The 21733-nt window shown below is 36.6% G+C and carries 23 protein-coding genes, 1 tRNA gene and 1 pseudogene; 15 read left to right on the plus strand and 10 right to left on the minus strand.

The window, feature by feature from the left end; translation table 11 throughout:
* Complete coding sequence (locus tag V0410_RS06520; RefSeq protein WP_227942491.1) at positions 1–399, plus strand: DUF3408 domain-containing protein; 399 nt, start codon at positions 1–3, stop codon at positions 397–399.
* Positions 400–401: 2 nt separating this feature from the next.
* A complete protein-coding gene (locus tag V0410_RS06525) occupies positions 402–1034 on the plus strand; it encodes a conjugal transfer protein TraD (RefSeq protein ID WP_227942492.1) in 633 nt (210 codons plus the stop codon).
* A 117-nt stretch (positions 1035–1151) separates the two neighbouring features.
* Here V0410_RS06525 and V0410_RS06530 read toward each other — a convergent pair whose 3' ends face one another.
* Together V0410_RS06530 and V0410_RS22995 are read right to left on the minus strand one after the other, a co-directional pair.
* Positions 1152–1337, minus strand: coding sequence for a hypothetical protein (locus V0410_RS06530; RefSeq protein WP_330746803.1), 186 nt, complete (start codon positions 1335–1337; stop codon positions 1152–1154).
* Positions 1322–1537 (minus strand): DUF4238 domain-containing protein, encoded by a 216-nt coding sequence (locus tag V0410_RS22995; RefSeq protein WP_429813956.1) that lies wholly within the window; start codon positions 1535–1537, stop codon positions 1322–1324. Before V0410_RS22995 ends, V0410_RS06530 begins: the two co-directional genes overlap by 16 nt.
* Before the next feature lie 165 nt (positions 1538–1702).
* On the opposite strand from V0410_RS22995, the gene V0410_RS06535 reads away from it, so the two are divergent.
* Genes V0410_RS06535 through traN form a run of 9 tightly spaced genes read left to right on the plus strand, consistent with a single transcriptional unit; the run spans position 1703 to position 9646 of the window.
* The gene (locus tag V0410_RS06535; protein ID WP_227942494.1) at positions 1703–2008 is read left to right on the plus strand and encodes a DUF4134 domain-containing protein; all 306 of its coding nucleotides are present in this window, start codon (positions 1703–1705) and stop codon (positions 2006–2008) included.
* Positions 2009–2019: 11 nt separating this feature from the next.
* A complete protein-coding gene (locus V0410_RS06540; protein WP_227942565.1) occupies positions 2020–2352 on the plus strand; it encodes a DUF4133 domain-containing protein in 333 nt (110 codons plus the stop codon).
* Positions 2349–4859: a TraG family conjugative transposon ATPase gene (locus tag V0410_RS06545; protein WP_227942495.1), complete on the plus strand. Its 2511-nt coding sequence runs from the start codon at positions 2349–2351 to the stop codon at positions 4857–4859. Before V0410_RS06540 ends, V0410_RS06545 begins: the two co-directional genes overlap by 4 nt.
* A gap of 21 nt (positions 4860–4880) precedes the next feature.
* Positions 4881–5513, plus strand: coding sequence for a DUF4141 domain-containing protein (locus V0410_RS06550; protein ID WP_227942496.1), 633 nt, complete (start codon positions 4881–4883; stop codon positions 5511–5513).
* Position 5514: 1 nt separating this feature from the next.
* Positions 5515–6507 carry a conjugative transposon protein TraJ gene (gene traJ / locus V0410_RS06555; RefSeq protein ID WP_330746804.1) on the plus strand — a complete coding sequence of 331 codons (993 nt, stop codon included), beginning with the start codon at positions 5515–5517 and terminating at the stop codon, positions 6505–6507.
* Between the two features lie 15 nt (positions 6508–6522).
* Positions 6523–7146: a conjugative transposon protein TraK gene (traK, locus tag V0410_RS06560; RefSeq protein WP_227942498.1), complete on the plus strand. Its 624-nt coding sequence runs from the start codon at positions 6523–6525 to the stop codon at positions 7144–7146.
* Between the two features lie 10 nt (positions 7147–7156).
* Complete coding sequence (locus tag V0410_RS06565) at positions 7157–7444, plus strand: hypothetical protein (protein ID WP_227942499.1); 288 nt, start codon at positions 7157–7159, stop codon at positions 7442–7444.
* Complete coding sequence (gene traM / locus V0410_RS06570) at positions 7425–8729, plus strand: conjugative transposon protein TraM (protein WP_227942500.1); 1305 nt, start codon at positions 7425–7427, stop codon at positions 8727–8729. Before V0410_RS06565 ends, traM begins: the two co-directional genes overlap by 20 nt.
* A gap of 17 nt (positions 8730–8746) precedes the next feature.
* Entirely contained in the window at positions 8747–9646 is a 900-nt protein-coding gene (gene traN, locus V0410_RS06575) for a conjugative transposon protein TraN (protein ID WP_330746805.1), read from the plus strand.
* Between the two features lie 112 nt (positions 9647–9758).
* Here traN and V0410_RS06580 read toward each other — a convergent pair whose 3' ends face one another.
* The 4 genes from V0410_RS06580 to V0410_RS06595 all read right to left on the minus strand — a co-directional run bounded on the left by V0410_RS06580 (position 9759) and on the right by V0410_RS06595 (position 14175).
* Entirely contained in the window at positions 9759–9869 is a 111-nt protein-coding gene (locus V0410_RS06580) for a JAB domain-containing protein (RefSeq protein WP_227942502.1), read from the minus strand.
* A 629-nt stretch (positions 9870–10498) separates the two neighbouring features.
* Entirely contained in the window at positions 10499–13177 is a 2679-nt protein-coding gene (gene ligD, locus V0410_RS06585; protein ID WP_330746806.1) for a DNA ligase D, read from the minus strand.
* Between the two features lie 40 nt (positions 13178–13217).
* Positions 13218–13409: a DUF3606 domain-containing protein gene (locus V0410_RS06590; protein ID WP_202838626.1), complete on the minus strand. Its 192-nt coding sequence runs from the start codon at positions 13407–13409 to the stop codon at positions 13218–13220.
* A 637-nt stretch (positions 13410–14046) separates the two neighbouring features.
* Entirely contained in the window at positions 14047–14175 is a 129-nt protein-coding gene (locus V0410_RS06595) for a hypothetical protein (protein WP_330746807.1), read from the minus strand.
* 289 nt (positions 14176–14464) lie between these two features.
* Between V0410_RS06595 and V0410_RS06600 the strand changes: the two genes are divergently transcribed.
* Both V0410_RS06600 and V0410_RS06605 read left to right on the plus strand, forming a co-directional pair.
* Positions 14465–15259: a DUF6597 domain-containing transcriptional factor gene (locus tag V0410_RS06600; protein WP_330746808.1), complete on the plus strand. Its 795-nt coding sequence runs from the start codon at positions 14465–14467 to the stop codon at positions 15257–15259.
* A 68-nt stretch (positions 15260–15327) separates the two neighbouring features.
* Entirely contained in the window at positions 15328–16143 is an 816-nt protein-coding gene (locus tag V0410_RS06605) for a hypothetical protein (RefSeq protein ID WP_227942506.1), read from the plus strand.
* Between the two features lie 482 nt (positions 16144–16625).
* Here the strand turns inward: V0410_RS06605 and V0410_RS06610 are convergent, their stop codons facing one another.
* Positions 16626–17153, minus strand: coding sequence for a JAB domain-containing protein (locus V0410_RS06610; protein ID WP_330746809.1), 528 nt, complete (start codon positions 17151–17153; stop codon positions 16626–16628).
* A 349-nt stretch (positions 17154–17502) separates the two neighbouring features.
* Between V0410_RS06610 and V0410_RS06615 the strand changes: the two genes are divergently transcribed.
* Entirely contained in the window at positions 17503–17724 is a 222-nt protein-coding gene (locus V0410_RS06615; RefSeq protein WP_202838622.1) for a hypothetical protein, read from the plus strand.
* 48 nt (positions 17725–17772) lie between these two features.
* Positions 17773–18507 (plus strand): annotated as a pseudogene (locus V0410_RS23000) (recombinase family protein); the annotation flags it as partial.
* A gap of 793 nt (positions 18508–19300) precedes the next feature.
* Here the strand turns inward: V0410_RS23000 and V0410_RS06620 are convergent.
* The 3 genes from V0410_RS06620 to V0410_RS06630 all read right to left on the minus strand — a co-directional run bounded on the left by V0410_RS06620 (position 19301) and on the right by V0410_RS06630 (position 21732).
* A tRNA-Arg gene (locus tag V0410_RS06620) sits at positions 19301–19372 on the minus strand.
* 69 nt (positions 19373–19441) lie between these two features.
* Positions 19442–21205 carry a TonB-dependent receptor gene (locus tag V0410_RS06625; RefSeq protein WP_330746810.1) on the minus strand — a complete coding sequence of 588 codons (1764 nt, stop codon included), beginning with the start codon at positions 21203–21205 and terminating at the stop codon, positions 19442–19444.
* Positions 21206–21240: 35 nt separating this feature from the next.
* Entirely contained in the window at positions 21241–21732 is a 492-nt protein-coding gene (locus tag V0410_RS06630) for a hypothetical protein (RefSeq protein WP_110010356.1), read from the minus strand.
* Position 21733 lies beyond the last annotated feature (1 nt).

Below are 21733 nucleotides of genomic sequence, written 5' to 3' on the forward strand. Positions count from 1 at the left end.
ATGGCTACAAACAATGAGAACAACGATTTAGAAAAGGCTACTGTTGATGAAGAGTATTTAATGCAGGTCATCAGTGGTGAACAAACGGCTCTTGACGAACAAAATCATACAACCAAACCAGCTGTTCAAAAGTCCAAAGAAAAAGCAAAAACCAATTCTTTTAAAAAACTGAACTATGAAAAGACCTTTTTAACCAATCGCTTTCCTTCAGGAAGGAATGGTAAAGTGGTCTACATACGCCCCGAGTATCATGAAATATTATTGCGGATTGTACAGCTTTCCAGAGAAGAAAGGACAACTCTCTATTCCTATATTGACAATATTCTTGAACAGCATTTTCTGGAATATGGAAACGAGATTACGGAGTATTTTAACAATCACTTTAAACCCATTTTATAACTATGGAGACTCTCATCATTATTTGTCTTCTGATCATAATTCTGCTATTACTCCATGACAAAATTATCCGAAAACAATCCCATTGTCACAAAACTGAAGACCAAGCAAATAATAAAAAGCAACTCAATATTATGGGTGAAGCAAAAACTTCACTCCATTCTATGACAATGACTTCCTCTGAAAGACAAGAAAATGAACTTGGTTTTGATCCCTCTAATTTAGACATAGAATATGATATCAGCGAAAATATCAGTCTATTAAATCCGCAGGAAGAGCCGGAATATGGTTTTAATAATGAACCTGATTTTATTGAAGAGGAAGAAGAATGGAAAAAGTATAGAATAATCGGTGAGGATAACAGTTTAGCCCAAGGGATTACCTTTGAAGAACTGAGCTCTGTGGAGATGTTTGTGAAACAAAATAGTTTTACCTTATCTCAAAAGGAAACAGCAGCAGCGATCGTTCAAAAAACTTATGGAACCGAATTATATACCTTACTTGAGAATTCTATGGAAAATGATTCCCATAAAATAGCATTACTATTAGATAATTCTTTTAACAATGAAGGAATATCCGGTTCTTCCGATATGCGGAAAAGCGATCTCAATGATTTTGAAATAGGGAAATTCATTTGAAGTTCCCTATTTTCTTTATAAAGCACTAAACTATTTGATCAAAAACAGCTTTTTGTAAAAAATGAAGATCACCTTTTTCTGCCATTATTTTCTGATCTGGGTCAGTTGGACGTATCGCTAACCCAATTGTTCTATAGGAATATCTTTAACAAGATTTTTAGCAATATCATCAACTTTTGGAACTCTCCACTTTGTTAAATTAGCCAAATAAATCATCCATGTAAGTTCTCTACCGCTCATCTGCTGACTTTTTAAAATTTTTGTTAAAGTTTTAGACAGTAAAGTATCTACTTCTTCATACATCCTTTCGATATTATCCCCATATTCCCATTTATATCAAAAAGATTCCTGCCATCTTCAAAGAAAATAGCTTTAGGACTTTGCATCTTACTGATAATTCTTTTGGATTCTTTGTTATATACCCACAACATATTGTTTTCATCACTAAAATTCTTATTCAGGAATTTGGGTATGTAGTGATGTCTCTTTGATTGTTCTTTCATGGTTAAGTACTATTTTTTGAAAGTAATCAAAATATTCTTTATAAAGCATTATAGAGCCAAACAATTCCTGAAAACACCAAATTCCCAGGTGGCAACCCCATACCAAACACCTTTGTCTCAGAACCCGTAAAGCACGGGTTTTCATCATCATAAAATCTATTCATTATGAAAAGACAAAGAAAAAAAATCGTCTTAACAGCATTGCTTCTGTTAATCGGATTGAGTATGAATGCCCAGGGAAATGGTTCTGCAGGAATCACTGAAGCAACTCAAATGGTTACTTCCTATTTTGACCCTGCAACGAAACTGATTTATGCCATTGGTGCGGTAGTAGGCTTAATTGGAGGGGTCAAGGTTTACAACAAATTCAGCAGTGGTGACCCTGATACCAGTAAAACTGCTGCCAGCTGGTTTGGAGCGTGTATCTTCTTAATTGTTGCAGCTACCATCCTACGTTCATTCTTCCTTTAAAATCATTGATGATGAATACCTATCATATCAACAAAGGAATCGGAAGAACGGTAGAGTTCAAAGGATTGAAAGCACAGTACCTGTTCATTTTTGCAGGAGGATTATTGGGAATACTTGTATTTATCATGATCATGTATATGGCTGGTGTCAATACCTATATCTGCTTACTTCTTGGAGGAACTATTTCTGGTCTTCTCATTTGGAAGACCTTTTCTCTCAACAGAAAGTATGGAGAACATGGATTAATGAAATTGGGAGCAAAAAAGAAGCATCCAAGGTACATCATCAGCCGAAAATCCATTTTCAGGTATATCAAGATACACTCTAAAAAAGCTGTAGCATGAGAAATCAATCCAAAGCGACAACGCTGGAAAGCAGATTTCCACTGCTAGGTGTAGAAGAGAACTGCATTATTTCAAAAGATGCTGATGTTACGGTTTGTTTCAAGGTAAGTCTTCCGGAACTGTTTACGGTAGCGTCAGCTGAGTATGAAGCTATCCATTCGGCTTGGTTTAAAGCCATAAAGACATTACCTGATTACAGCATCGTTCACAAACAGGATTGGTTTATCAAGGAAAATTACCGTCCTGATTTATCTAATGACGATCAAAATTTTCTGTCCAAGTCTTTTGAAAGGCACTTTAACGAAAGACCTTTCCTGAATCATTATTGCTATCTGTTTCTTAACAAAACTACAAAGGAAAGGATGAGAACACAGAGTAATTTCTCGTCACTTTGTAAAGGAGTTTTGATTCCAAAAGAGATCAGGGATAAAGAAGTGATCAGCAGATTCATGGAAGCGGTTGATCAGTTTGAAAGGATTATGAATGACAGTGGATATGTTTTCCTTGAAAAAATGACCGCTGATGAAATTACGGGAACAGCAAAACAATCGGGATTGTTAGAACAGTATCTGACTCTGTCCAGAGAAATTAATCCATCTCTCCAAGACCTCAACTTAGGAGCAGAAGAATTGCGTATCGGTAACAACCGCATCAGCATGCACACTCTTTCGGATACGGATGATCTTCCGGGTACAGTTTCTTCGCACAGCAGATACGAAAAGTTAAGCACCGACAGAAGTGACTGCTTGCTCTCATTTGCATCTCCGGTTGGACTGCTACTCAGCTGTAATCACATCTACAATCAATATCTGTTTATTGATAACAGTGATGAAAACCTAAACAAATTTGAAAAGTCTGCGAGAAATATGCATTCGTTGGCAAGATACAGCAGAGCCAATCAGATTAACAAGGAATGGATTGAAAAGTATCTCAATGAAGCGCATTCTTTCGGACTACAGTCTATACGTGCCCATTTCAATATTATGTGTTGGTCTGATAATCCTGCTGAGCTTAAACAGCTAAAAAATGATACCGGAAGTGCCTTGGCACTGATGGAATGTAAACCCCGTCATAACACAACAGATACTGCAACATTGTACTGGGCAGGAATTCCCGGGAATGCAGGAGATTTTCCGAGTGAAGAAAGTTTCTACACGTTTATAGAACCTGCCTTATGTTTTTTCACTGAAGAAACCAATTATCAGGATTCCCCTTCACCTTTTGGGATAAAGATGGCAGACCGATTGACGGGAAAACCTATCCATCTGGATATTTCAGATCTTCCGATGAAACAGGGAATCATTACCAATCGAAACAAGTTCATTTTGGGACCTTCGGGGAGTGGGAAGTCTTTTTTTACCAACCATATGGTGAGGCAGTATTATGAGCAGGGAGCCCATGTTCTGTTGGTCGACACCGGAAATTCCTATCAGGGGTTATGCGAACTGATCAAAGGTAAAACAAAGGGTGAAGATGGAGTTTACTTTACTTATACAGAAGACAATCCGATTGCTTTCAATCCATTCTATACTGATGATGGAGTTTTTGATATAGAAAAACGGGAAAGCATCAAAACACTTATTCTCACACTATGGAAAAGAGATGATGAACCGCCAACCCGCTCCGAAGAAGTTGCTTTATCCAATGCATTCAGCGGCTATATTGATCGAATCAAAAATAATGAGCAGTTCCCTTCATTTAATGGCTTTTACGAGTATGTAAAAAATGATTATCAAAAAGTATTAGAGCAAAAAAAAGTCAGGGAAAAAGACTTTGATATTGCCAACTTTCTGAATGTTTTAGAGCCTTATTATAAAGGCGGAGAATATGATTACTTATTGAATTCAGAAAAGCAATTAGATCTTCTTTCTAAGCGATTTATCGTTTTTGAAATTGATGCGATCAAGGATCATAAAATCCTTTTTCCCATTGTAACCATTATCATCATGGAAGTTTTCATTAACAAAATGCGAAGACTGAAAGGAATCAGAAAACTGATCCTGATTGAAGAAGCCTGGAAGGCAATTGCTAAAGAAGGAATGGCTGAGTACATCAAATACCTCTTCAAAACTGTAAGAAAATTCTTTGGAGAAGCCATTGTCGTTACACAAGAGGTGGATGACATCATTCATTCTCCCATTGTTAAGGAAAGCATCATCAACAATTCAGACTGTAAGATCCTTTTGGATCAGCGGAAATACATGAACAAGTTTGATGATATTCAGTCTATGCTGGGTCTGACAGACAAAGAAAAAGCACAGGTTCTTTCCATCAATATGAATAATGATCCGAAAAGACTGTATAAAGAAGTCTGGATCGGATTAGGAGGAACGCACTCTGCTGTATATGCCACGGAAGTTTCCACAGAAGAATATCTGGCCTATACCACAGAAGAAACGGAGAAAATGGAAGTCATGCAATTGGCTTCTGAACTTGATGGCAATTTAGAGCATGCCATCAAGAGGATTTCTCTTAAGAGAATCAAATCGAATACAAAAGAAACTTAAATCATTTAAAATTTTACAACAATGAAAAATTCAATCATTACAACAGTTATGGTTATTGTATTAGCTATAACATCATTTGCAAAAGCACAATTTGTGGTTACGGATCCGGCTAATCTGGCTTCAGGAATACTCAACTCCGCCAATGAAATTGTACAGACCTCATCGACTGTTTCGAATGTAGTTAAGAACTTCAATGAAGTTAAAAAGGTTTATGAGCAGGGTAAGGAATATTATGACAAACTGAAAGCAGTAAACAATTTAGTAAAAGATGCCCGTAAAGTTCAGCAGACTGTTTTATTGGTGGGTGATGTTTCCGAAATGTATGTCAATAATTTCGGAAAGATGCTGAATGATCCCAATTTCAATGCTCAGGAGTTAACCGCTATCGCTAACGGTTACTCAACACTATTGAACGAAAGCACTGAACTGCTTAAAGAACTAAAACAGATTGTCACCTCTACCAATCTATCATTGAATGATAAGGAAAGAATGGAAATTATTGACAGAGTATATAAAGAGGTGAAAGATTATCACAATCTGGTAAGATATTACACCAATAAGAATATCTCTGTCAGTTATCTGAGAGCTAAAAAGCAGAACAATACGCAGAGAGTTCTAAACCTGTATGGTACCGTTAATCAAAAATACTGGTAAGATGGAACCTACTAATTTACATGAGGTGCTTCGTTCCGTGTATGAAGAGATGATGCCGATGTGTGCTGACATGGCAGCAGTTGCAAAAGGAGTTGCAGGGCTGGGAGCATTATTCTATGTGGCCGTAAAGGTTTGGCAGGCATTAAGTCGTGCCGAACCGATTGATCTGTTTCCTATGCTCAGACCATTTGCCATCGGAATCTGCATTATGTTCTTTTCAACAATTGTCTTAGGCAGCATCAACGGAGTATTAAGTCCGGTCGTTCAGGGCAGCCACTCCATGCTGGAGGGTCAGGTATTAGATCTTAATGAACTCCAGCAGAAAAAAGATCTGCTGGAAAGGGAGGCTATGCTTCGAAATCCTGAAATGGCTTATCTCATTTCTGATGAAGAATTTGACAAAAAATTGGAAGAACTGGGATGGTCACCTTCTGATTTGGTGACAATGTCGGGAATGTATATTGAAAGAGAAATGTTTGCCATTAAAAAAGATATCAGAGACGGTTTCAGAGAATTTCTGGAAATACTCTTTCAGGCAGCGGCCTTGGTGATTGATACAATCAGAACTTTCTTTCTCATAGTACTTTCGATTCTTGGTCCTATTGCATTTGCCATATCGGTTTGGGATGGTTTTCAATCTACGCTTACCCAATGGCTGACCAGATACATCAGTGTATACCTATGGTTACCGGTGGCTGATATGTTCAGTGCTATCCTGGCAAAGATTCAATCCCTTATTATAGAAAGGGATATTGAAATGCTGGCAGATCCCAACTTTATTCCAGATACTTCCAATACGGTGTACATTATCTATATGATCATTGGAATCATTGGCTATTTCACTGTACCTACCGTTACAGGCTGGATCATTCAAGCGGGCGGAGCGGGAAACTTTATGCGGAATGTTACCCAGATGGCACAAAAGTCAGGAAATATTGCCGGTGCGGCGGCGGGTTCTGCAGCTGGTAATATATCAGGAAGGCTTCTTAAATAACAAAATCATCAAATCATGGAATTTAAAACCTTAAGAAATATAGAAAACAGCTTTAAGCAGATCAGGTTATTCACCTTCATTTTCGCTCTGCTATGCTTTGGGGTGGTTGGTATTGTTGTCTATCAGTCATATAGCTTTGCCGAAGAACAGAGGCAAAAAATATATGTCCTGGATAATGGCAAATCACTTATGGTTGCACTGTCCCAGGATATGTCCATTAACAGACCCGTAGAAGCAAGGGAGCACGTAAGGCGGTTTCATGAACTGTTTTTTACGATTGCCCCCGATAAAAATGCGATTGAAAGCAATGTGAAAAGGGCATTTAATCTGGCTGATCAGTCCGCATTCAACTACTACAAAGATCTTTCTGAAAAAGGATATTATAACCGGATAATCAGTGGAAATATACAGCAGAGAATTGAAATTGACAGTATCGCTGCGAATTTCAGCAGCTATCCATATTCAGTAAAAACTTATGGCAGGCAGTTTATCATCCGATCCAGTAACCTTACGATCCGAAACCTGATCACCAACTGCTTCCTTGTTAATTCAGTACGATCTGACAGTAATCCACAGGGATTTACAATTGAAAAATTCAATGTACTTGAAAATAAAGATCTCGAAACCGTTAACCGATAAATGAACAAACATGAAGAAATTAACCCTACGAATTGACCGGTGGATAGAAAAAACGGAAAGCCAGTGGAAAGCAATTCCTATAAAAAAGCAGCGCGTACTGACAAAACTATTTTTTACAGGATATACACTTTTGACCATACTTGTTATCATTCGGATATGGGCAAAAGGAACTGGCAGTACTGATATACCGCTCATCAGGCATATCACTACTGCACCAGCAGATCTCAAAATCAAACAGCAGGCAGGCAATTCAATCTATAATTCCCCACAAAACAATCATGATGAAAGCCCAAAATAACAGCAGTATCAGAGTCAGGGAAGGCAACCAAAGCAATAGTTCCGAATACGGATTTGAAAACCGAAAGCTCATGATTGAGCAGTTGAAAAAACCATTCATTTATCTACTAATGGTTATTGCATGTGCGAGTTTCCTGTTCTTAGTCTTTAAACCGGAAAAAGAGAATGATAACGCAGAAAAGGCAGGTTTCAATTCAGTTATTCCGCAGGCATCTGACGGCCAGTTGCAGTCTGATAAGCAAAAAGCGTATGAACAGCAGTTGCTTGAACAGCAAAATGAAGAGAAAAAAAATGCCCTCACAACCTTATCAGACTATTGGACGGATTCTTCTTCAGAAACATTACCCTCGGATCCGATGTCTTTACAAGATAAATCTGAATCTGTCTTATCCGCCCGGAATTCGATGGGCAGTTATCAGAATACCCGGCAAGTCTTAGGCTCATTTTACAGCAGGGATGATCAGGAAGTGGAGCACCTTAAAAAAGAAATCCATCGGTTACGAACAGAGGTTACAGAGCGGGAATCAATACCGGCCAGCACAAGTATCAATAACCAGCTGGAGCTCATGGAAAAATCTTACCAGATGGCGGCCAAATATTTTCCAACTTCTAAACAGGAGGTTTCAGAAAATAAAGGCGAAATAAAAGAAGGATCAGCTTCTGCTAAAACCATGATCACCATTGCAAAGCCTGTCATTCATCCTATTGTTTCAAGTTTATACCGCAGTACATCAGACAGCATCACCCTTAGCAGTATTTATGCTCAAAGATTTACAGGAATTCAGGATCAACAGTTCCAGGAATCACAACCCAGAAACAGTATCCGCGCTGTCATTCCAGAAACAAAAACAGTCACCTCTGAAAGTGTTATTTCAGTAAGGATCCTGGAGTCTATTTTGCTTGGACACATAAAAATCCCTTCTGGAACTTTTCTGAAAGCCAAGTGCAGATTTCAGGGCGAAAGATTGCAGCTTCATATCTCTGCCATAGAGTATGGAGGCATGATTGAGCCTGTTGACATTGATATCCACGATAATGACGGACTGCCAGGACTACATATTCCCTACTCTTCCGAACAAAGTGCCCTCAGTGAAATGGCCGCCAACATGGGCCAGAATTCAGGAACAAGCATTATGATGACGCAGTCTGCAGGACAACAGGTTGTTGCCGATATGTCCAAAGGGGTTATTCAGGGAATAGCGGGATATTTTCAGAAAAAGGTCAGGAATCAAAAAGTAACTGTAAAGACAGGACATCATGTTTTCTTAGTTCCAAAAAGTAAATAACATATAATTATACCATCATGAGAATAATACATCATATAAAGCTCTTAATAATTTTTTCGTTTATTCTGATAAATACTGTTAAGGCGCAGAGCCGTGCAGGAGATAGCCCGCTCCATAAGGCACGGCTGAATCCATACAAAATGCAGGTCACTTATGATAAAACAACCCATCTCATATTTCCTTCGCCAATACGATATGTTGATTTGGGTAGTGATTATCTTACAGCAGGCAAAACAGAAGATCTAGGAAATATTTTAAGGATTAAAGCAGCAATAAAAGATTTCGAGACAGAAACCAATTTTTCAGTGGTCACAAAAGATGGCAGGTTTTACAGTTTTGATGTTGTATATGATCCTTATCCTGATATACTCAGCTATGATCTTTCTAAATTACTTATGGAGACTGAAAAAGAGAGCGATCCTGAGGTTCTGTTTGAGGAACTCCAAGGGGATTCATCCGCTCTTACAGATCATATAATGAAAACACTGCAAAAAAGTACGAAACGCGGCACCAGACATATTCATGCAAAGAATGATGGTGTGTATTTCTCATTGAAATCGTTGAATACATTCAGGGGCAAGTTCTATTTTGTTCTTCAGATCAAGAACAGCCGAAATATCAATTATGATATCGATTTTATCCATTTTAAAATAACGGATAAAAAAAACCTCAAACGGACTGCTGTTCAGGAAAAAGTGATGTGTCCTGTACGGATATATTCTCCAGTAACAAATGTAGAAAGCCACTCCACTGCTATAAGTGTTTATCTTTTCGACCAATTTACATTGCTGAAAGATCAGGCACTCAGCATTGAAATATTTGAAAAAAACGGTGGCCGTCATCAGCAGTTAAAGGTAAAAAACAGAGATCTGGTCAGGGCAAAAATTATCAAATATGCTCCCAATCGTACAATATAAATTTACAGCGAAAAGACATCTTCGACCAAAGGAAAATCTGTCTTTTCGCCAAAAAATTTAAAAAACGGCAATCTTTAATTGCTGTTTTTTTATGATTATATTTACAAATCACTTACAGTAAACCTTCATCAGCAAATGACAAGTATTCTGCTGACGTTAAAATACAATGATCCTGCAGTTGAATATTTAAAAATTCAGAGGCATTCTTGATTGTACCGGTCATTTTCCGATCCTCAGATGACGGCTTTAAACTTCCCGAAGGATGGTTGGTGCTACAATGACATTAACCTCTTTAACTTCTTGGAAAAAATCATCTGTCACCACTCTTGGTCTACAGTTTAAATAAGAAGAAATGGAAAATCTACGTAAACATCTTCACCAACGTACTTTTAAGAAAGGTTTCGTCAAAAGTAATTAACAAAATGTCCTCGATTTCCTTCCAGCTGAATGTCCGATAATTACTTGGATTGGTAAAATAGATTGAATGTGGTTCAGCTTCAAAGCTTTGCTCATCGATTGTATATCTTCCACTGCCATTCTTGAAGAACAAAAAAAGAGAAAAATTGGGTCGGTAAGACGCAGATTGATAAGGAAGTTTGAACGGGATATCTCTTAAATTGAAAATAGTGAATCCCTCCATAAGATCAAACAGGTCTACAGGAAAGTTCAGTGCTTTGTATAGCTGAAATAGAGATGAGATTCGAAATTGTCTGTTGATTCCACTTTTACTGCATTTCAAATTTGACTTCCAAATTTAATAATTTGAAAACTTAAACTGATAAAATCAGGAATTGGTCTGTAGTCTTGATGCAAATATTAATATTTAAAAATGCTTGATCCCGATATGCTTCTTTACCTAATTTCATCCGAAAACTGATCTACGATCTTTTTCAGATTAATTCCTTTGCCTAATACCGGTTTAAAAATATCTCCTTCGCTCTGCATTCTTTCTATAGCATTGAAAATATGAAAATCAGCAATCTTCAAGCCCTTTTTAACTTCGTCCCAGTAAAGCGGCATGGAAACTGTAGCACCGGGTTTCGGACGGACAGAATAAGCTGCTGCGATGGTAGCATGAGGTCTGTTCTGTAAAAAATCCAGATACATCTTCCCTTTTCTATCCTTTATGGTCCGTTCGATACTTGTAAATTCAGGCAATTCCTTATGTACAAGAGTAACAATTACTCTTGCAAATTCTTTTGACTGTTCGTAGGTGTATTTATTTCCGAGAGGAATATAAATATGCAGCCCGGTAGATCCGCTTGTTTTACAATAGCTTGGAACCCCCATATCATCCAGAATACCTTTTGTTACCTGCGCTGCTTCGATCACCTGCTCAAATGAATTTTTATCCGGATCAAGATCAATAATACAAAAAGTAGGATGCTCAGGTTTTTTAATGGTACTGTTCCATGGATTCATTTCAATACATCCCAGATTATCCATATACAGCAATGTAGCCTCATCTTTTCCTACAAGATAATGCCGGTCTTTATTATCGGTATCGCTATGATATAAATAAGTTTCTGCCCAATCGGGAGCTGTTTTCGTAACATCCTTGAAATAAAATCCTTCATCCTCGATACCGTTGGGAAAACGGTTCATGCTTTGCGGACGGTCTTTAAGATAAGGCAGAATAAAAGGGGCTGCCTGGTAATAGTAATTAATAAGATCTCTTTTTGTGATCCCTTCTTTAGGCCAGAATAATTTATCAAGATTGGTAAATTTGAGTTCATGTCTGTTTATTTTCCGCACCTGGCTTTTATCTTTCGGATTAAGAAGAGTTTTACGGCTGGTCCCGGTTCTTGCTTTTATCATTTTACCAGGGTGATCTTCTACTAGCTTTTCTATAGGTGCTTCTGTTTCCAGAACAACTTTTTTCGCATTTTTATCCTCTCTCATTCCCTCAAAAGAAGGATGCCTCATAACACCATCACTCGTCATCTCTGCAAAGCTTACTTCACACACTAATTCAGGACGAAGCCATGTTACCGTTGCATGTGGAGGGTTGGGTCTGAACCGTGAGGGTTTATTCACATCAGGCTCTTCTGCAAAAGGTGCTTTTTTGATAATCAGCGGTTTAAAAAGTTCCATCATTTCCGTCTGCAGCTTTCTATTGAATCCTGTTCCTACTTTTCCTGTATATATGAATTTACTGCCTTCATATACTCCAACAAGAATACTGCTGAAGAGCTTATTGGAATCATCGTTCAGGGTATATCCGCCAATCACAACTTCCTGCCTTTTATTAGCTTTAATTTTGAGCCAATCCCGGGATCGGTTATGTACATGATAAACACTGTCCTTACGTTTTGCCATTATACCTTCAAGGCCAAGCCTTTTCGCTTCTTCTAAAAAATCAGTACCTGACGTTTCAAAATGTTCACTGACAATAATACTGTTACTTTCAGGAAGCACTTTCCTTAAGACCGCTTTCCTTTCCAAAAGGGAAAGATCCTTTAAGTCTTTGCCTTCATACCATAGAATATCAAACACATAATAAACCAGATCGCCATCTGCTTCGCTCCGCCAATTCTGAAGCCGTCCAAAATCAGCGGTACCCTTTTGGGTCAGGACAACAATTTCACCGTCTATCACTGCATTCAGATTCAATTTTTTAAGTTCATCATATATAGGATAAAATTTTTCGCCAAAACTTTTATCGTTACGGGACTTTAATTCAACCTCACCATCATTCATAAATGCTACCGCTCTGTACCCATCCCATTTCACTTCATAGATCCATTCATCATTATCAAACGGCTTATCAACCAATGTTGCCAGCATCGGCTCAATTCGGGTATAAAATTTTTGTTCAGGCGATTTATTAAGAAGAGATTTGATGTTACTCTTACTTTCAGGTTCTTTATCGGTTCCAGCTTTCCTTTTCGTATTTTTCCTATTCTTTACAGCCTCATCTTCATTAATATCTGTTTTTCCATAGATATTAGCCGTTGCTTTTTCCATCTGTTCAATTGTCTTACCGGAAATCACTGACTTACCTTTCTCTGTAATATCTTTTTCACTGGCATATTGATCTTCAAGCTTCATCAGCAGCCAGCCGTTATCCCCCCTTCCATGCGCTTTTACGAGAGCAAACTCTCCTTTAAGCTTTTCACCATTGAGTATAAACTTAAGTTTCCCGGAATATAGTTGATGAAGAAGATTCTTCTCTTGTTTTGTATGATCTTCATCTTGCAAATCTGCCGGCATATAAGTCCCCTGGTCCCACACGATCACAGTTCCACCACCATATTGCCCCTTGGGAATAATACCTTCAAAATTCCGGTAGTCATAAGGATGATCTTCAACCATCATAGCCGGTCTTTTTATGTCAGGATCCATTGAAGGCCCTTTTGGCACTGCCCAGCTTTTTAATATCCCATCCATTTCAAGACGAAAATCATAATGAAGATGTGAGGCATCATGTTTCTGAACCACAAAATGCAGCTCTTTTCCATTTGGTTTTCCTCCAAAAGGCTCTGGGGTCTTTTCTTCAGAACGCTTTTTGCGGTATTCAGATAAGCCCATAAAAATAGTTTTAAGATTTATTGCAGTGAGTAAAGAATCTTTACTTTCTATGTTTTTCCTTGAGATATTTTTCAAGTATTTTACGGTCATTCGATCCGGTTGCCCTTATCGCTCCTGTTACAGCCTGAGATGTCACTCCCATTTTTTCCTTAAAATATTGGATTTCGTAATTTTCCGATCCGCTGACTTTATTTCGGTCAGATGAACCTCTTTTGGATTTATTGTCTGCCATGATCTGATGTTTTGAGAATAAATATTTTGTAGGTTAAAAAAATTACAAAAACCAAGCCGTTTTGCGAAAATATATTTTATCATCACAGGATTTACTGTACCAACAACGATAAATAGGAGAAGAATGAATTACAAAGTAATTCTTAGGCTATCTCTATCGACCGGCTATGAAGATGCCGTTGGGTCGTCTTCCTACTTTAATCCTTGAACATATAATTTAGGTAATTGACACTCAGATTCAATTCATCTATTATTAAAATAAACATTCGGTAAGCTTTCCAGCTTTGTAATAAACAACTGAGCAAAATAAAATTAAGCTCCAACCTGATCCACGCAGCCAATTCTCAGAACTTAGATATAATGCTTCAGGAAAAGAAATCCTTACTGTAATGGTTTCAGATATTGGAGACAGAACAATATACGGTTACAAGACCGATATCGTATCAGGTAAAATAAACTACCGATAGACATCGAAAATGCATATCAGGAATCTACCACGTAAAGTGGTGTTCTAGAATGGAAATTCCGATTCATACAACTACTCAAAAAATAAATAGTAAAAGCGATGTGCCAACACTCTGTCCGGCTGATAAAATGTTAAAAGTAAATTCCTTACCATCCTCATGGTAAGTATTTACCTATACTGTTCCTGTAACAATCTGGAAATAATACTGAGGAATGCTACCAAAATGAAAGATTATTTCTTTGTCAGCATAGTCTTTGTAAACAGCTCCATTTTCGAGCAAAAGATTTTCATCGATGATCATATTCTTTTCATTTAAAGTGATTCAACAAAAAATCTTAGTAAATTGGTAAAAACAAATATCAAAATTCAAGCCATATCCCTAGCAAATACTGGTTAAAAGTTAAAAATATAAACCAAACATAATCTATATTAATAAATTTAAAATATAAAGATATTTTCCAGTAGCATATTTGTATTTTAAATCAATTTATAATATTATTTATTCTTTTTTGAAGTTGTAAAATTGCATGTGTTTAGCTGATATTGCATTTATGAGAAATATCTTCAATAATTAATTTAAGCCAATTAAAATGAAATATTATCCAATACCAGAAGCTTTAATGAATTATGTTGAATCTATCTGGTCATTTGAAAGCCCGGAGCAGATGGAAGCTGATGAACAAGCAGCTATAATTCCATCAGGTCGTTGGATCGTCATATGGAATTATAGTGGGAAATATGAACATATTATTCAAAATCAATCTTATCATCATTCGACATTTGATCTTCATTTGGTAGGACAGCACCATACTAAAATTGTGCTCAAAGGCAATGCTCCCGTACATTCCATCGGTATCAGTTTCAAGCCATACGGTTATTACTCAATAGCAGGTAGCGATCTTTCCAATTATCTCAGCAAAGTGGTTTCCATCTCAAAAAGAAAGCTTGACGGCTCTGAAGTTTTGACAGATTTTTCAGGAAACCTTCAGGAATCAGTAACTCAGCTTACCGAACTGCTTACAGAAAGGATAAGGTTTGAACCAGATAGCCGTGTTGTCCATATTGCGGAACAAATAAACGCTCACAAGGGCAATATTTTAATTAAAGATCTTTTTGCAGGAATTAATACTTCGCAACGCCACCTTAACAAACTCTTTAAGTTGCAGACTGGAATTACTCCCAAGGAATATGCCTCAATAGTACGTTTTCAGGAGATATTTAACCGTTACATAAGAAATAAAAAACCAGAGAATAAAAATGAACTGTACGATCTTTTTTATGATGAATCCCATTTTTTGCAAAGCTTCCGTAAAGTCTTAACATTACAACCGAATGTATTTCTGAAAAAAAACAATAAACTGGGAAACGAGTTTATTAAAAAATAAACAGGTCTGTTTTTTCCTATCACCAACTACATCTGTACTGTTACTTTGCAGAAAAAAAACAGAACAATATGCTAAACAAAGTAACTGACACAGCAAAAGAGCTTATTACCTTTAAAGCTGCAACTACGACTATACCGTATGCAAAAGAAATTGCAAAGTATTTCAGTATTGACAATCCACTGAATTCAGATTTTGGGTTCAGGGCAAGTGTGCTCCATTTTGAAATGCGCTACCTTTCCCTTGACTTTTTCCTTGAAAAGAGTGTTTCCTCGGCAGTACTTGAATTGTCAGCCGGATATTCATTGCGTGGGTTGGAATACACCAGTAAAAATCCTGACAGGATCTATTTTGATACTGATCTCAGGACGGTAATGAATGAAAAAATGGAAATGTTAAAACGTCTGAATATTCCTGTTCCCGGCAACCTTAAGTTTCAGGAATTTGACGTTTTGAACCCCGGCAGTATTCTGACTAAAGATGAGGATCTTCTTATTATTAATGAAGGCCTGCTCATGTATTTTGATAGAGAAAAGCAGTCTCAAATCCTTAAAAATATACATTCGGTCTTGCAGGAAAACGGAGGAACCTGGGTAACAGCTGATATTTATCTCAAACACGAAACAGGTTCCGTAGGTAGCGATAAGGATAAAAAATGGGCACGCTTCTTTAAATCAAATAATGTCATGGAAAATTATTTTGTTTCTTTTGACCAGGCAGAACAATTTTTTTATGACAATGGATTTATTATTATAAATAAATATGAACCTGAATTTGAAAAATTCAGCAGCCTTCCCAGTTTATTGAATTCTGCATCTCCCCAACAGCTGGAGGCCTTGAGAAGTAAAGGAAATGTTCAGCAGACATGGCAGCTTAAGATTAGGTAATACTATAATAATCCTTTATGTCTACTACTATATACCTTACGCTTTAAATGAAACGAATCTGAGTTTGTACCCATGTGATAGTTTGTTTGGATTTTGAAATATTATGAGATTTTTTCATCTTTAAAAAGAATTGAATTACAAGAATCAAGTATTATTTCCTTAATAAGTTAACAATAAACTGTGGCGGAAGCATGGCACTTGTTACTTTAAAAGATGGAAATATGGATAATACACTGGTTAAAGAATACAGTTCGTATCCCGTATTGAAAAATTTGAAAAAAACGATGGCTGCCATCAGCGGTTAAAGGTAAAAAACAGAGATCTGGTCAGGGCAAAAATTATCAAATATGCTCCCAATCGTACAATATAAATTTACCGCGAAAAAACACCTTCGACCAAAGGAAGATCTGTCTTTTCGCCGAAAATTAAAAAAACGGCAATCTTTAATCGCCGTTTTTATGATTTATAATTTACAAAATCTCTCACAGTAAACCTTCATCAGCAAATGATAAGTATTCTGTAGATGTTAAAATACAATGATCCAGCAGTTGAATATTTAAAAATTCAGAGGCATTCCTGATTTTACCGGTCATTTTCAGATCCTCAGATGACGGTTTTAAACTTCCCGATGGATGGTTATGTGCTACAATAATAGATGACGCATTACACAATAAGGCGGCCTGCATAATAATTCTAATATCCACCAGTGTTGCAGAAATTCCAGATTCCGAAATTTTCTTTATTCCTAAAACGTTATGTGCATGATTCAAATAGAGTGCATAAAATGATTCTCTATAGTCAATTTGGCTACTATCAAAATGTGCTCTGAATACTTCAACCGCATCATCTGAATTTGTTATCAGTTTTTCGGCATTCCCTTCTCTTGAATAAGTTAATTTAATTTCATTGACAATATTAAACTTCATTTGTTTTGCTCCGGATACGGCGGAGCCTTTCTTTTCCCGTACCTGCTTAATTATTAAATCAATTCCTCTTCCTATTGAGCTCAAGACTCTATTGATATTTCTCAAAAGAAAAACTGGAAAAAAGAAAGCAGATTATTGTTACGGGCAAAGTGAAAGGCAAAAGGAAACGGAATAACTGGAGGGTACCTTTAGGGAGGAAACCGTTTATGCCGTAGTCTTTTGACAGGGATATAGATAGAAAGGCTGACCGTTACAACTTGGCTGCCTTTTTACCGGTTATTTTTGAAATATCTGTAAACAATATTCAATTAAATAAGCCAGCAAAAGACATTATGTTCCAAATGAGCAGCTATTCAACATGATAAAGCAGTTAATAGTAATTTAACTCATAGTTAAACACATAGTACCGGAACTGACTAAATAGAGATGGTTTATGAAGAGAAATCGTAATCATAAAATAAGAAAAAGTAATGCTATAAAGACATTACCAAGATCATTATATAGTTATCATACTATTCAGCAACTTCCTTTTGAAAAAACAAAAAAAATACTTTTAAATTCGGGGCTAAAATTAACTGACCAAGAAGTAAAAGTAATCTCTGAAATTTTGCACAAAATTGCAGAACTCATTATAAAAGAGTTTATTACCAAATAATTCTTATATTGCATAAATTATTTTTTTTTGAATAACAATAGAAAGATCATGAAGATAGCAGATTTATACATTCGGGTTTCTACCGACGAACAGGCGGATAAAGGTTATTCTCAGAGGGATCAGTTTGAACGGCTTGAGCGTTACTGCAAACAAAACAATTTAATTATTGGTCAGACGATATTTGAAGATCATTCGGCAAAAAACTTTGTAAGGCCAGAATGGATTAAATATGTCAATCATATAAAAAAAAGGAGTACAAAATCCAATTATTTGCTTTTTACCAAATGGGATCGCTTTAGTCGAAATGCTGGCGACGCCTATCAAATGATTAAGCTGCTACAAAATCACAATATTTCTCCACAAGCTATTGAACAGCCACTGGACACAAGTATCCCTGAAAATAAAATGATGCTTGCTATCTACCTTGCTGCTCCAGAAGTAGAAAATGATCGCAGAGCGTTAAATACATTATACGGAATGAGAAGAGCGCAGAAAGAAGGACGAGTTATGGGAACCGCTTCTTACGGGTACATCAATAAATGTACTGAAGATGGCCGAAAATATGTGGCTATAAAAGAACCCGAAGCATCAAACATGCGCTGGGCTTTTAACGAACTTTCTAAAGGAAAATATGCCATAGACCAAATACGCAAAAAAATGAATTCGATGGGAGGAAGTCCTATCAGTAGAAGTTCATTTTATAAGTCTATCCGTAACCCTATTTATTGTGGCAAAATTTTTATAAAGGCTTATAAAGATGAGGAGGAATGTATTGTTGAAGGAAAGCATAAACCCCTGATTTCTGATTCATTATTTATCCAAGTTCAGCAGGTACTCACTGGAAAAGCGAAGGATGAAAGGCCAAGGGGCAAAATTCTTGTTTCGGAGAATTTACCACTCAGAGGTTTTCTGAAATGTCCCAGATGTGGGGAACATATCTCAGGAAGCGGCTCCAAGGGCAAACTTAAAATATATTACTATTACCATTGTAATTCAAAGTGTGGCTACAGATACAATTCCACTGTGGTCAATACAATTTTTGAAGAGCAATTAAAAACATTGAGTTTTAACGAAAGCGCAAAACAATTATTAAAGGAAATAATACTGTTTAATTTTAAACATATCCAACAAAATGTTGATGACAGAAAAAAAGATCTTATCTCGCAATTACAAGATTTAAATAATAAATTAGACAATGCCAGAGACAAATACTTGAACGATCTGCTAGATTATGATGATTACCGTCTCATAAAATCTGGTACCAAAGCTAAGTTAGACAATTTAGAAATGGAATTACAAAATCAGAAATTGACAAGAAAAAATCTTGATATCACGAAAAAAGTTGAAACGGTTCTAAAGATCATACCTAATCTGTCAAAGCTCTACTCACAAGGAGATACAGAAACTAAACGTGACATATTGTGTTCGATTTTATCAGAAAAACTTGAGTTTGAAGAAAATGCGTTTCGAACACCAAAATTAAATTCTGCGTTATCTTATATCTTACACATTAACAATAGTTTACAAACAAAAAAAGACGGACAAAACATTAAAAAAAATGTCTCGTCCGTCCGAGTGACCGCAGAAGGATTCGAACCCTCACTGTCGGAGCCGAAATCCGAAGTTCTATCCATTAAACTATGCAGCCGTATTCATAAATAATGAATGATAAATAATGAGTAATACCTGATTATTTATCATCATTGCCTTTTATGTTTTAGAAAGTAATTTTCACCCCTCCCAGAATCTGTGCACCCAGGACTTTATATCCTTTGTACGTCTGGTATTTTGAGCTCAGAAGATTATTTCCGAGTGCGAAAATACTGAAATTTTTGTGAATTTTATACTCTGCGGAAAGATTTAAATCAGCATACCCTCCAACTTTATCATTTGTATTCTCTGTAGACTGGTAAATGATGTTAGGATCACCTATCCCTTCTATCGCATAAGAGTTTGTAGTTCTGTCACTTGCAAAGATTCCTTTGAATCCAAGTAATAACTTCTTGTCAAGCATCGTATATTTTGCCCCGATGCTCGCATTGAACAAAGGAACGTTATAAATGTTGTCGTAAGTCTTAAGATCGTACTTGGTGAACCTCAACTCTCCGTCTAAAATAAGGTTAGCCAATGGGAAATACTGCACACTACCCTTAATATCGCTTACATTTCCGTCATCATACACTGCAGAGAATGTATTGGCAAAATTGTAGGCAGAACGATTAACAGAGTTGTTATCGAAAAGATCATTGGCCTTAAAGAACATAATATCTCTCATTTTTCCATAACCTGCAGAGAAGTCGTATTTCAGCGTTTCATCAATATCTCCTCTTAATCCTACATAAAAATGATATTTTGTCTCTGTGGGCTTTAAAAACTGATCAGAAAGGATAAATGGATTCGTCTGTAACATATCTCCGTATGTATTCAGTTTCAAACCACCGTCTACCCCTCCGTAGAATTTAAATTCATTAGCAGCGGCAAACTGAAACTCCGCCTGCGGGAACCAATAGGTTTTATTATTTTTTTGCTGTTCTAACTGATCGTTGGAGTTTTTAGCATTCAGGAAAGAGAATGAAGATCCTAACGTCAAATAAGAGTCTCCTTTTCTGAAAGTTACTTTCGGAGTCAGGCTGGTATTGAAGAAGTTAGCAGAGTTTTTATCCCTGATGGCAAAATCTGTCTTTACCGCATCCAATCCTACTCCAAGGTCAGCATTCAGGTTGATTCCTGATTTTCCTAATTCAACAGCATGTTTGGAGAAATTGGCAAGAATAGACACCTGATTTTCCTGAGCATCAAAATGATCCTTCAGGAATGATGATTTTACTCTTATATCATTTAAGATTTCATTGGAATAAAAATCGTAGTACCCGTTTACTTTAAACTGATTTACTTTTTGTTTCAGATCAAGCTCTCCGGTAGGCTGCATAGCGTAGATCCCATAATAATTATAGCTGTCTAAGCCATATTCAGCGTTAAGGTTGAACTTCCCCTTTTCTCCGTAAGAGTTTAAGAAAGCACCAACATTGGCTGAAGTCTGCCCGGATTTCCAGTCATAATCTTTTTTAAGACCATTCGTAGACAAAACATGAACATCAGCTCCTACTTCAAGCTTATTTTCAAGGGTTTTTGAAACGTTTCCATCTACCAGAATTTTCCCGTAGTTACCCATTCCGAACTGGAAATAATTATTCTGAGCAGTTCCGTCAAATTTAGGTGCTACGTCCTCTCCCTGAATGGTTGAAGTTTTGAAATCCGAAACAGCAGGAACATCTGTGATGGTATATTTCACAGGTGTCTGCGATTTCTCTTCCGGCGGATAATTTTTAATGGTTTCCACAGAAGTTTTCTTCTTCTCGATCTTCTTCACTTCCGGTTCTCTTTTTTTGTTAAGAACCAGCTTTTCCTCCTTGATCTGGGAAAACGCCACCGACGAAACCCCTAAAAATAATATGGATAATAATTGAATTTTCTTGTTCATATTTTCTTTATTTGAAAAAAATATATAACGGGCTTTTATTTATTGGAAGCAATATAACTGCCTAATAAAGCTTTCCCCGACTGTTTTGAAAAAGTTCTCCCCAGTCTGAATATATTAAACAGCCAAAGGCTTTGATAAACTTGTAATTTGTATTGATAATTTTTCGTTGCACTATTCTCAGCTACATCATAACTGTAAACAATATCATAAGGAAATGCTGAAGGCAGTAACCCGACTGTAATCATACTTCCTATCATTGGGTTTCCGCAAGGAGGAGTATAGGTTTTCATCGGATGCAATGTTATCTTAGATACATTGGTACTGTCTTCTACAATTTCATAAATATCAGAATGTTTTAAAATCTCAAATTCTTTCTTAAGATCCTTATTCACTACAAAAGCTTTCTGTTTTTGGAAGTCAGCTTTTGCATGGTTATACTCTTTTGGATAGGCACTGTACGAAGGAATGCAGCTCCAGAGTGAAGCAGAAATTAAAAAAGAATATATGGAAATTTTAAAAACTTTCATG

The organism is Chryseobacterium sp. CP-77 (assembly GCF_036362765.1).
GTDB classification, from domain to species: domain Bacteria; phylum Bacteroidota; class Bacteroidia; order Flavobacteriales; family Weeksellaceae; genus Chryseobacterium; species Chryseobacterium cupriresistens.

What these genes read in the sequence shown, in the direction of transcription:
- V0410_RS06520 (WP_227942491.1), top strand. Translation starts at nt 1, where the DNA reads ATGGCTACAAACAATGAGAACAACGATTTAGAAAAGGCTACTGTTGAT.
- V0410_RS06525 (WP_227942492.1), top strand. Translation starts at nt 402, where the DNA reads ATGGAGACTCTCATCATTATTTGTCTTCTGATCATAATTCTGCTATTA.
- V0410_RS06530 (WP_330746803.1), bottom strand. Translation starts at nt 1,337, where the DNA reads ATGTATGAAGAAGTAGATACTTTACTGTCTAAAACTTTAACAAAAATT.
- V0410_RS22995 (WP_429813956.1), bottom strand. Translation starts at nt 1,537, where the DNA reads ATGAAAGAACAATCAAAGAGACATCACTACATACCCAAATTCCTGAAT.
- V0410_RS06535 (WP_227942494.1), top strand. Translation starts at nt 1,703, where the DNA reads ATGAAAAGACAAAGAAAAAAAATCGTCTTAACAGCATTGCTTCTGTTA.
- V0410_RS06540 (WP_227942565.1), top strand. Translation starts at nt 2,020, where the DNA reads ATGAATACCTATCATATCAACAAAGGAATCGGAAGAACGGTAGAGTTC.
- V0410_RS06545 (WP_227942495.1), top strand. Translation starts at nt 2,349, where the DNA reads ATGAGAAATCAATCCAAAGCGACAACGCTGGAAAGCAGATTTCCACTG.
- V0410_RS06550 (WP_227942496.1), top strand. Translation starts at nt 4,881, where the DNA reads ATGAAAAATTCAATCATTACAACAGTTATGGTTATTGTATTAGCTATA.
- traJ (WP_330746804.1), top strand. Translation starts at nt 5,515, where the DNA reads ATGGAACCTACTAATTTACATGAGGTGCTTCGTTCCGTGTATGAAGAG.
- traK (WP_227942498.1), top strand. Translation starts at nt 6,523, where the DNA reads ATGGAATTTAAAACCTTAAGAAATATAGAAAACAGCTTTAAGCAGATC.
- V0410_RS06565 (WP_227942499.1), top strand. Translation starts at nt 7,157, where the DNA reads ATGAAGAAATTAACCCTACGAATTGACCGGTGGATAGAAAAAACGGAA.
- traM (WP_227942500.1), top strand. Translation starts at nt 7,425, where the DNA reads ATGATGAAAGCCCAAAATAACAGCAGTATCAGAGTCAGGGAAGGCAAC.
- traN (WP_330746805.1), top strand. Translation starts at nt 8,747, where the DNA reads ATGAGAATAATACATCATATAAAGCTCTTAATAATTTTTTCGTTTATT.
- V0410_RS06580 (WP_227942502.1), bottom strand. Translation starts at nt 9,869, where the DNA reads ATGACCGGTACAATCAAGAATGCCTCTGAATTTTTAAATATTCAACTG.
- ligD (WP_330746806.1), bottom strand. Translation starts at nt 13,177, where the DNA reads ATGGGCTTATCTGAATACCGCAAAAAGCGTTCTGAAGAAAAGACCCCA.
- V0410_RS06590 (WP_202838626.1), bottom strand. Translation starts at nt 13,409, where the DNA reads ATGGCAGACAATAAATCCAAAAGAGGTTCATCTGACCGAAATAAAGTC.
- V0410_RS06595 (WP_330746807.1), bottom strand. Translation starts at nt 14,175, where the DNA reads ATGATCATCGATGAAAATCTTTTGCTCGAAAATGGAGCTGTTTACAAA.
- V0410_RS06600 (WP_330746808.1), top strand. Translation starts at nt 14,465, where the DNA reads ATGAAATATTATCCAATACCAGAAGCTTTAATGAATTATGTTGAATCT.
- V0410_RS06605 (WP_227942506.1), top strand. Translation starts at nt 15,328, where the DNA reads ATGCTAAACAAAGTAACTGACACAGCAAAAGAGCTTATTACCTTTAAA.
- V0410_RS06615 (WP_202838622.1), top strand. Translation starts at nt 17,503, where the DNA reads ATGAAGAGAAATCGTAATCATAAAATAAGAAAAAGTAATGCTATAAAG.
- V0410_RS06625 (WP_330746810.1), bottom strand. Translation starts at nt 21,205, where the DNA reads ATGAACAAGAAAATTCAATTATTATCCATATTATTTTTAGGGGTTTCG.
- V0410_RS06630 (WP_110010356.1), bottom strand. Translation starts at nt 21,732, where the DNA reads ATGAAAGTTTTTAAAATTTCCATATATTCTTTTTTAATTTCTGCTTCA.